This window comes from Lapillicoccus sp. (genome assembly GCF_036559105.1).
Lineage (GTDB): Bacteria > Actinomycetota > Actinomycetes > Actinomycetales > Dermatophilaceae > Lapillicoccus.
On record NZ_DATBTV010000151.1, the window covers coordinates 1 to 8,948 of the forward strand.

General features: G+C 72.3%; 13 protein-coding genes and 1 pseudogene. 12 read left to right on the top strand and 2 right to left on the bottom strand.

Features of this window, described 5'->3' with window-relative positions:
• Positions 1–2: 2 nt before the first annotated feature.
• Complete coding sequence (locus VIG79_RS17985) at positions 3–704, bottom strand: response regulator transcription factor (protein WP_331888139.1); 702 nt, start codon at positions 702–704, stop codon at positions 3–5.
• A gap of 20 nt (positions 705–724) precedes the next feature.
• Between VIG79_RS17985 and VIG79_RS17990 the strand changes: the two genes are divergently transcribed.
• Entirely contained in the window at positions 725–985 is a 261-nt protein-coding gene (locus VIG79_RS17990; RefSeq protein ID WP_331888141.1) for a MoaD/ThiS family protein, read from the top strand.
• 92 nt (positions 986–1,077) lie between these two features.
• Positions 1,078–2,043, top strand: a complete 966-nt coding sequence (locus tag VIG79_RS17995) for a hypothetical protein (protein WP_331888143.1) — start codon at positions 1,078–1,080, stop codon at positions 2,041–2,043.
• Between the two features lie 114 nt (positions 2,044–2,157).
• Here VIG79_RS17995 and VIG79_RS18000 read toward each other — a convergent pair whose 3' ends face one another.
• Positions 2,158–2,517, bottom strand: coding sequence for a DsrE family protein (locus tag VIG79_RS18000; protein ID WP_331888145.1), 360 nt, complete (start codon positions 2,515–2,517; stop codon positions 2,158–2,160).
• Between the two features lie 22 nt (positions 2,518–2,539).
• On the opposite strand from VIG79_RS18000, the gene VIG79_RS18005 reads away from it, so the two are divergent.
• The 10 genes and pseudogenes from VIG79_RS18005 to VIG79_RS18050 form a co-directional block, all read left to right on the top strand.
• On the top strand, positions 2,540–3,040 hold the full coding sequence (locus VIG79_RS18005; protein ID WP_331888147.1) for an FABP family protein: 501 nt from the start codon (positions 2,540–2,542) through the stop codon (positions 3,038–3,040).
• Between the two features lie 8 nt (positions 3,041–3,048).
• Complete coding sequence (locus VIG79_RS18010) at positions 3,049–3,471, top strand: Fur family transcriptional regulator (protein ID WP_331888149.1); 423 nt, start codon at positions 3,049–3,051, stop codon at positions 3,469–3,471.
• 5 nt (positions 3,472–3,476) lie between these two features.
• Positions 3,477–4,511: a YgfZ/GcvT domain-containing protein gene (locus tag VIG79_RS18015; protein WP_331888151.1), complete on the top strand. Its 1,035-nt coding sequence runs from the start codon at positions 3,477–3,479 to the stop codon at positions 4,509–4,511.
• A 26-nt stretch (positions 4,512–4,537) separates the two neighbouring features.
• Positions 4,538–5,362 carry a 3-keto-5-aminohexanoate cleavage protein gene (locus tag VIG79_RS18020; protein ID WP_331888153.1) on the top strand — a complete coding sequence of 275 codons (825 nt, stop codon included), beginning with the start codon at positions 4,538–4,540 and terminating at the stop codon, positions 5,360–5,362.
• A gap of 188 nt (positions 5,363–5,550) precedes the next feature.
• Positions 5,551–5,964 (top strand): helix-turn-helix transcriptional regulator, encoded by a 414-nt coding sequence (locus tag VIG79_RS18025; RefSeq protein WP_331888155.1) that lies wholly within the window; start codon positions 5,551–5,553, stop codon positions 5,962–5,964.
• A gap of 1 nt (position 5,965) precedes the next feature.
• On the top strand, positions 5,966–6,661 hold the full coding sequence (locus VIG79_RS18030) for a hypothetical protein (protein WP_331888157.1): 696 nt from the start codon (positions 5,966–5,968) through the stop codon (positions 6,659–6,661).
• Between the two features lie 203 nt (positions 6,662–6,864).
• On the top strand, positions 6,865–7,854 hold the full coding sequence (locus VIG79_RS18035; protein WP_331888159.1) for an asparaginase: 990 nt from the start codon (positions 6,865–6,867) through the stop codon (positions 7,852–7,854).
• A 13-nt stretch (positions 7,855–7,867) separates the two neighbouring features.
• A complete protein-coding gene (gene dtd / locus VIG79_RS18040) occupies positions 7,868–8,296 on the top strand; it encodes a D-aminoacyl-tRNA deacylase (RefSeq protein ID WP_331888161.1) in 429 nt (142 codons plus the stop codon).
• Positions 8,297–8,316: 20 nt separating this feature from the next.
• On the top strand, positions 8,317–8,640 hold the full coding sequence (locus VIG79_RS18045) for a DUF2516 family protein (RefSeq protein WP_331888163.1): 324 nt from the start codon (positions 8,317–8,319) through the stop codon (positions 8,638–8,640).
• Positions 8,641–8,676: 36 nt separating this feature from the next.
• A pseudogene (locus VIG79_RS18050) lies at positions 8,677–8,948 on the top strand (hypothetical protein); the annotation flags it as partial.

Sequence of the window (8,948 nt, forward strand, 5' to 3'; positions counted from 1 at the left end):
GGTCAGGCCTCGGCGACGACGCCGAGCTCACGCGGGCGGTCGGCGACGAAGCGGTAGCCGACGTTGCGGATCGTCCCGATCAACGCCTCGTGCTCACTGCCGAGCTTGGCCCGCAGCCGCCGGACGTGCACGTCCACGGTGCGGGTGCCGCCGAAGTAGTCGTAGCCCCAGACCTCCTGCAGCAGCTGGGCCCGGCTGAAGACCCGACCGGGGTGCTGGGCCAGGAACTTGAGCAGCTCGAACTCCTTGTAGGTGAGGTCGAGCACTTGGCCCCGGACGCGAGCGGAGTAGGTCGCCTCGTCGATGACGACCTCGCCGGCCCGGATCGGGCCGCTCTCCTCGTCCTCGCCGGTGTCCGTGCGGGTGATCGCGAGCCGCAGACGGGCGTCGACCTCGGCGGGTCCGGCGCTGTCGAGGATGACGTCGTCGACGCCCCACTCGCTGGTCAGCCCGGCCAGGCCACCTTCGGTGAGGACGGCGATCAGCGGGCTGGACAGCCCGGTCGCGCGCAGCACCCGGCACAGGGACTTGGCCTGCGCCAGCTCGGAGCGGGCGTCGACGAGGACGACCTCACCAGCGGGTGCGTTGACCAGCGCCGTCGGCTCGGCCGGCAGGATCCGCACCTGGTGACTGAGCAGGCCCAGAGCCGGCAGGACCTCGGCGCTGGGAGCCAGCGCGTTGGTCAGCAGCAGGAGGTGGACCATCCGGCGAGAATAATGGGTCCGTGACCACCACCCTCCCGAGCGACCACGGGGTGACCGTCCGCTACTGGGCGGGCGCCCGCGCAGCCACCGGCGTGGCCTCCGACGTCGTCGGCGGATCCACCGTCGCGGACGTGGTCGCGGCCGCGGTGGCGCTGCATCCGGCGCTGGAGCCGGTGGCGGCCGTGGCGACGTTCCTCGTCGACGGGTCGGCGTCTCCACCCGACCGCACGGTCCCTGCGGGGGCGACGGTCGAGGTGCTGCCACCGTTCGCCGGCGGCTGACGCTGGTTCGTGCTCCGGACCGCTCGGAGCTCGTCGGCGGCCACCAGAACGCGTCGAACGCTGGGCACCGGGAAGAGTGGAAGGATGCCCCCGTGACGGCGGGAGACGACGCTCGGACCCCGGGAGGCTGGGTCCCTACGGAGCCGCCACCGGGCGACGAACCGGCGGACCCGCCGCATACCGCCGCCGTCGTCGAGCCCGACACCCAGCCGCTGACCCGGGCGTCGGTCAGAGCCGCGCAGGCCCAGCAGCTGACCGCGGCGGCCGAGGAACGTCGCCGCGCTTCGCTGGCCGAGGAGTCCGCCGTGCCGCGCGGGGTCCGGGTGCTCGCGGTCGGCACGGCCGTCGCGCTGGCCGTGCTGGTCGGCCTGTCCGCGCTGGTCGGACCGGGGTATACGGCGGTGGCGGTGGGGTTCGCCTCGGTCGTGCTGGCGTGGGGCTGGGTCCGCCTGACCGATGCCCCGAGCCCTCACGTGGCGGCGCTGGTCCTCGGTGCCGGGGCGGTCGCGATCTCCGCCGCGGCGGGGCTGACGGGGACCGACCCGTACCTCGTCTGGGTGCCGGTCGCGGTCGCGGTGTGCGTGATCGCCGCGTTCCTGCAGCAGGTGTTCCGGCGCGGTGGACGACCGCGGCTGACCGAGGGCGTCGCGGCGTCCGTGAGCGCGTTGGCCGTCATGGCGTCCGGTTCGGCGTTCATCCCGCTGCCCCACTACCCGCACGGTGGCCCGTGGGCGCTCGTGTCGGTGCTCGGCCTGGCCGCGGCCGCGCTGCCCGCCCTCTGGTTGGGCGGTCGGCTCGCCCCGGGCTGGGTGCTCCTCGCCGCGCTGGTTCTCGGGACTGCCGTGTCGGTGATCGCGGCGGTCGTCGTGACCGGGCTCCCGCTGGGTGGAGCGGCGCTCGCCGGCGTTCTCGTCGCCGGAATCTCGCACTCGATGATGCGGGTGCTGTTCGCGCTTCCGGGAGCCAAGACGGCCCAGGGAGCGGTCGCCGTCGGCGCGGCCGGGGTGCTGATGGTGGGCGTGGTCGTCTACCTGCTGGCCCGGATCTTCTCGGGCTAGGGCGCGGGCTCGGTCTGACCCCATCCGAACTCAGATGTTTGTCGGTTTCCGGGGCCTCCGGCCGTCACACCGACAAACATCTGAGTCCGGACGAGGGGGCGCCCCCCGCCAGCGTCAGTAGACGAGAGCCTGCGTCCCCGGCGCCAGAGCCTCCTCCACGAAGCTCGCCGCGCCGGCAATCCGCGCTCCCGGCAGCAGGTCGGCCTCGGCGATCTCCCGTCGCGCGGCGCACTGGGTGCACACGGTGACCCGCCCTCCGGCGAGGAGGGTGTCGCGCAGCTCGGCGAGCGGCGCCGCATACGGGAGGACGAACTCCTCCGCTCGACCGGGGACGGCGAGGTACGTGGCCTCACCGGTGAGCCACACGCTCACCTCCGCGCCGGCCGCGAGGGCGGTGGCGGCAACGGTGACGCCCTGCGAGTAGCGCTCCGGTGCCTCGGCGCCGCAGGTGATCTTGACGAGGAGCCGGTTCACGGACCCAGGCTACGATTCCTGGGTGTTCGAGCTCGATGTGAACCTGCCCGAGCGGCTGCGGCCCCTCGCCTGGATGATCGGGCGGTGGGAGGGCGCCGGCGTGGTCGGCTACCCCACCATCGAGTCGGTGAACTTCGGCCAGGAGGTCGAGTGCCGTCACGACGGCCGCAACTTCCTCGAGTGGCACAGCCACACGTGGCTGCTCGACCAGGAGACCGGGGAGAAGCTCCGGCCGCTCTCGACCGAGCTGGGCTTCTGGCGGCCCGGTGAGGACGGCCGCGACGTCGAGCTGCTGCTCGCGCATCCGACCGGGATCATCGAGATCTACTACGGGAAGATGGAACCCGCAAAGGTCGAGCTCAAGACCGACAGCGTCGTCCGCAGCCCCCTGGCCAAGGAGTACAACGCCGGGTCCCGGCTCTACGGGCTGGTCGAGTCCCAGCTGTTCTGGGTGATGGACATGGCGGCCATGGGCCAGGAGCTGCAGAGCCACGTCTCCGCGCAGCTGAAGCGGGTGGGCTGAGGCGCGCCGTGAGCGACCTGGGCGCGGCACTGCGGGCACGGGGTATGCGGCTGACACCCCAGCGCCGTCGGATCGTCGACGCGCTCACCTCCCTCGAGCACGGAACCCCGGACGCGGTCGCGGCCAAGGTCGCCGACGACGGCGGTGCCACCCTTCCGCTGTCGACGATCTACCGCGGCCTGGACGCCCTCGAGGAGCTCGGGATCGTCTCGCACACGCATCTGGACCACCGGGCGCCGACCTACCACCTCGCCGACCACGCCACGCACATCCACCTGGTCTGCCTGGGCTGCGGGACCGTCTCGGAGGCTCCGATCGCGACGGCCGCCGACTTCGCAGGGAATGTCCGGGACGCCACGGGCTTTGACCCTGATGTGACCCACATGGCGATCCACGGCTGGTGCGCCGGCTGCCGCGGGGACAAGCAGTGACCGGTATGCCGGTGACTCCGGTCGACGCGCCCGTCTCACCCCTGCTGTCCACTCCCGGCGCGGTCGCCGCCGAGGGTGTCGACGCCGGGGTCGCGGCCCACTACGGCGACCCGATGCGCGAACAGCGGCTGCTCGAGGAGGGTCTCGCCGTCGTCGACCTGTCCAACCGCACGGTCGTCACCGTCTCGGGTCAGGACCGGCTGACCTGGCTGCACTCGATGACCACCCAGACCGTGACGGGTCTCGCGCCCCGCACGTCCGTGGAGACGCTCGTCCTCTCGCCCAAGGGCCACGTCGAGCACGCCCTGCACCTGGTCGACGACGGCTCGACAACGTGGATCACCGTGGAGCCGGGGACGGCACCCTCGCTCGTCGCGTGGCTGGAGTCGATGCGGTTCATGCTCCGGGTCGAGGTGGCCGACGTCTCTGACGACTACGCCGTGCTCGGCGAGCCGCACTCGGCCGAGTCGGCCCCGGGGGAGCCGTTGGCCTGGCGCGACCCGTGGCCCGACCTCGTCGGCGACACCGCCGCATACGGGCCGGTCGTGGACCACCCGGGGTCAGCGCGGCGCTGGCGTGAGCTCATCGTCCCGCGCGCGGATCTCGTTGCGGTCGTTGGAGATCGGCCACTCGCCGGGATCTGGGCGGCTGAGGCGCTGCGGGTGGCGGCCTGGCGGCCGCGGCTCGGGTTCGAGACCGACCACCGCACGATCGTCCACGAGGTCGACTGGCTGCGAACGGCGGTGCACCTGCACAAGGGGTGCTACCGCGGGCAGGAGACCGTCGCCCGGGTGCACAACCTCGGTCGGCCGCCGCGCCGGTTGGTCTTCCTCCACCTCGACGGGTCCGGGCACGTCCTACCGGACCGCGGTGCCGAGGTGGTGCACGACGGGCGTGCGATCGGGTTCGTGACGTCCGTGGCCCGGCACCACGAGCTGGGACCGATCGCGCTCGCCCTGGTCAAGCGCAACACGGCGGTCGACGCGCCGCTGCTCGCGGGCGGCATCGCGGCGGCCCAAGAGGTCGTCGTCGCCCCCTGACGCCACCCGCCTTAGGCTCTCGGGCCGTGAACACCCTCATCACCGTCGCCCCGACCGGCGCCGAGTCGAGCAAGGCCGACGTCCCGCAGCTGCCGACCACGCTGGACGAGCTCGTCGAGACAGCCGTGCGCTGTGAGGCTGCCGGGGCGTCGATGATCCACCTGCACATCCGCGACGCCGACCACGCGCCGACCCTCGACCCCGGACGGCTACGCGCGTCGGTGGACGCGGTTCGCGAGGCGACCGACCTGGTGGTGCAGCTGTCGACCGGCGGCTCGGTCCAGGACCCGCTGGACCAGCGGCTCACCGTGCTCGACGCCGAGCCGGACTCGTGCTCGCTCACCTGCGGCACGACGAACTTCGGCGACGACGTGTTCCTGAACCCCTGGCCGTTCATGGTCGATCTGTACCGCCAGAGCATCGAGCGGGAGGTGGTCCCCGAGTTCGAGCTGTTCGACCTCGGCCACGTCGCGGCGCTGCAGCGGCTGCTCGACCAGGAGGGGATGCCGTTCGGCGGCAAGGTCCACGTGGACTTCGTGACGGGGGTTCCGGGGGGTATGCCGGGGACGTCGGCCGCCCTGCTCGCCGGAGTCGAGCTGCTGCCGCCCCAGGTGACCAGCTGGTCCGCCACCGGGATCGGGCGCAGCCATCTGCCGATCGCGGCGACGTCCCTGTCGGCCGGCGGTCACCTGCGCGTCGGGATGGAGGACAACCTCGTGTATGCCCGCGGCCGGGCCGTGCAGCACAACGACGAGCTGGTCCTGCGGGCCGCGGAGCTGGCGACGCTGATGCAGCGCCCGCCGATGACCACCACCGAGGCGCGCGACCTGCTCGGCGTCAAACGCCGCTGACGACCCCTCGACGCAGGCCACCCCGCTCCCCCACCGGCCGAGAGGCCAGCTTCGGCCGCTTTGCGACCTCGCATACCGGCCGAAGCCGGGCTCTCGGCGACCGGGAGTGGGGTGGTGTGGGTGGGTGTGAGCGGGCTCACGCTGTCCCCAGTTTGCATTTTGCTAACTAGAGCAAGCACAATGGATGCGTGAGCAAGCTGCCCGGCCCGGAACTCCCGGATCTGCATGATCTGGGCTCGTTCCTGCGGGAGCAGCGACAGAACGCGAAGCTGTCCCTGCGTCAGCTCTCCGAGCTCGCCGGCGTCTCGAACCCCTACCTCAGCCAGATCGAGCGGGGCCTGAAGAAGCCGAGCGCGGAGATCCTCAAGGAGCTCGCCCGTGGACTCGAGGTCTCCGCCGAGACCCTCTACGTGCGCGCCGGCATCCTCGACGAGAAGCCGGTGCCGGCCTACGAGGGTCCGTCCGTCCTCCAGGCCATCGCCAAGGACCCCGTTCTGACGGACCGGCAGCGTGCCGTGCTCGTCGACGTCTACACGTCGTTCACGGCGGCCTCCGCGCCGGCCGAGACGGCCCCCTCAACCACCACCAGCAAGGAGAAGTGACATGGCTTTCACCCACGAACTCAAGAAGACGGTCACCGACGCCACGCCGGTCTACGCCGTGGTCGGTGTGACCGACCTCGCCGCCGAGAAGCTGCGCGCCGCCCGCATCCAGGCCCGTACCCAGGCCGCCGCCGCCGGCAAGACCATCACCGCCGTCACCCCCAAGACCGTCCAGAAGCAGGTCCAGGACGTGCCCGCCGTGGTCCTCGAGCGGTCGCTCGAGCTGGCCGGCAAGGCCCAGGGCCAGTACGACGCCTTCGCCGCCCGCGGTGAGGAGCTGGTCAAGAAGATCCGCACCCAGAAGCCCACCCAGGACCTCGTCGCGCAGGCCGAGCAGACCGTCGCGATCGGCAAGGGCGCGGTCACCACCGTCCGCAAGGCCGTCTCCGACACCCAGGCCTCGGCCAAGGCGACGATCACCACCGGTCGCCACCAGGCCGTGCGGGTCGCCGGCGTCGTCAACGACGTCGTCAGCCGCGAGGCCAAGGACGCCGCGATCGCCGCGGACGTCGTCGCGGACGCCGCTCAGGACGCCGTCGCCAAGACCGCGACCCCGGCCAAGCGCACCCGCACGACCGCTCGGAAGGGCGCCAAGGCCACCACGGCCCGCACCAAGGCCACCGCCACCTCCGCCCGCAAGGCCGCCCCGCGCGCCCGCAAGGCGACCAAGGCCGCCGCCCAGAAGGTCGGCGCCTGACCGCACTGCCCCCACCGGGCACGTGACCCCGGTCGCGCCGGACGACGGCAACCGACCTCCCCAACCCCGGCGGGCTTCGCCCGCCGCGGTAGGGGGCCCCCGGCGCGACCGGCTCCACGCCGCATACCGCGGCTGACCGGGCCGGTCCGCGAGCCTCTTGCGGACCGGCCCGTTCGCATACCCGCTCTGGCACACTGACCGCCGTGCCCGACGCCTCCCTCGAAACCCTTCCGAGCGCCGCGCTCACCGAGGCACCGATCCTGGCTCACGTCGTCCGCGGAGGGTTCGTGGAGAGCGTCCACCGCGGCACCGTCGTGGTCACGGCCCCTGACGGCACGGTCGAGTGGGCCGTCGGCGACCCCACCGGCGCCGTCTTCGCCCGGTCGGCCAACAAGCCGATCCAGGCGTCGGCCATGGTGCGGGCGGGGCTCGACCTCCCCGACGCCGAGCTCGCGCTCGCCTGCGCCAGCCACTCCGGGGAGCCGTTCCACCGCGAGGCCGCCACGCGCATCCTCGGGGGAGCCGGACTTACCCCCGCGGACCTTCAGAACACTCCCGACTACCCGATCGACGACGATGAGCGCATCGCGTGGATCCGGGCCGGCCAGGCCAAGTCCTCGCTCACCCAGAACTGCTCGGGCAAGCACGCGGCCATGCTCGCGACCTGCGTCGTCAACGGGTGGGACACCGCCGCATACCGGCACCCGGAGCATCCGCTGCAACGCGCGATCACCGACACCATCGTCGAGCTGAGCGGCGAGCCCGTCGTCGCGGTGACCGTCGACGGCTGTGGCGCGCCGCTGCACGCCTACGCGCTGACCGGCCTCGCCCGCGCGTTCGGCCGGATCGCCACCGCGGCCCCCGGCAGCGCCGAGGCCCGCGTCACGGCGGCCATCCGGGCCGAACCGATCTACCTCGGTGGTACTCACCGCCAGGTCACCCACCTCGTCCGCGAGGCCGAGGGGCTCATCGCCAAGGACGGCGCCGAGTCGGTGTATGCGGTGGGGCTGCCCGATGGGCGCGGCGTCGCCGTGAAGATCGCCGACGGGTACCCGCGGGCCAAGGCCGTGGTCCTCGCTGCCGTCCTGCGGCGACTGGACGTGGACGCGCCGGCAGCGATCGACGACCTCGCGACGGCGCCGGTGCTCGGCCACGGCGTTCCGGTCGGCGCCATCGTGGCCGTCGGTCCCTGAGGGCGGCTCGAGTATGCGGGCGGTCCTGCAGCGGGTGACGTCCGCCTCGGTCACCGTCGACGGTGTGGTCGTCGGGGCGATCGACCGCCCAGGGCTCGTCGTGCTCGTCGGCGTCACGCACGACGACGGCCCCGAGCAGGTCGAGTGGCTGGCCCGGAAGGTCGCGGACCTGCGGCTACTTCGCGACGAGCGCTCGGTCCTCGACGCGGGGGCGGCGGTCCTCGTCGTGAGCCAGTTCACCCTGTACGGCGACGCGCGGAAGGGACGACGCCCCACCTGGAACGCCGCCGCGCCCGGTCCGGTGGCCGAACCGGTCGTCGAGGCGGTGGTCGCGGCGCTGCGCCAGAAGGGTGTCGAGGTCGAAACGGGAACCTTTGGGGCCGACATGGCGGTTTCCTTGGTGAACGACGGACCGGTCACACTGGTCCTCGACAGTCCATGACGCACAGAGGTGACCCGCCCATGACCGCCTTCACCGATTTCCAGAGCTCACTCGTCCTCATCCTCGGCCTGGCCGCGCTGGCCTGCGAGGTCTTCGCCCTCGTCGACGCCGTCCGACACCGGCCTGATGCCTTCGTCGCGGCCGGGAAGCGCACCAAGAACTTCTGGATGGTTCTGCTGCTCGTCGCGGTCGTCCTCGGCGTCGTGACGCTGTTCAACGTCCTCAACATGTTCGGCCTCATCGGGTTCATCGCCGCGGCGGTCTACCTCGCGGACGTCCGGCCGGCCCTGCGCCGGGTGACCGGTCGCGGCCGCCGGAACGACGGTCCCTACGGACCGTGGTGACCGGGATGGTCGCCTGACTAGGGCAGACTGTCCGCCATGAGCGAGCAGCTGGACCTCACCGACGAGGCGACCCACACCCAGAGCGAGTACGACCAGGGTGACCGCAACCCGACGGTCGACATCTTCGCCGTCGAGCGGCCGTGGGGTCAGTTCCAGCAGTTCGTCTCCAACGAGACCGTGACGGTCAAGATCATCACCGTCGAGCCCGGCCACCGGCTGTCGCTGCAGAAGCACGAGCACCGCGGCGAGATGTGGCAGATCCTCGACGTCCCGATCGACATCACCGTCGGCGAGCGCGAGTGGCTGGC

Coding starts and splice junctions, on each gene's coding strand:
- VIG79_RS17985 (WP_331888139.1), bottom strand. CDS start 704: ATGGTCCACCTCCTGCTGCTGACCAACGCGCTGGCTCCCAGCGCCGAG.
- VIG79_RS18015 (WP_331888151.1), top strand. CDS start 3,477: ATGCCGGTGACTCCGGTCGACGCGCCCGTCTCACCCCTGCTGTCCACT.
- VIG79_RS18030 (WP_331888157.1), top strand. CDS start 5,966: ATGGCTTTCACCCACGAACTCAAGAAGACGGTCACCGACGCCACGCCG.
- dtd (WP_331888161.1), top strand. CDS start 7,868: ATGCGGGCGGTCCTGCAGCGGGTGACGTCCGCCTCGGTCACCGTCGAC.
- VIG79_RS18045 (WP_331888163.1), top strand. CDS start 8,317: ATGACCGCCTTCACCGATTTCCAGAGCTCACTCGTCCTCATCCTCGGC.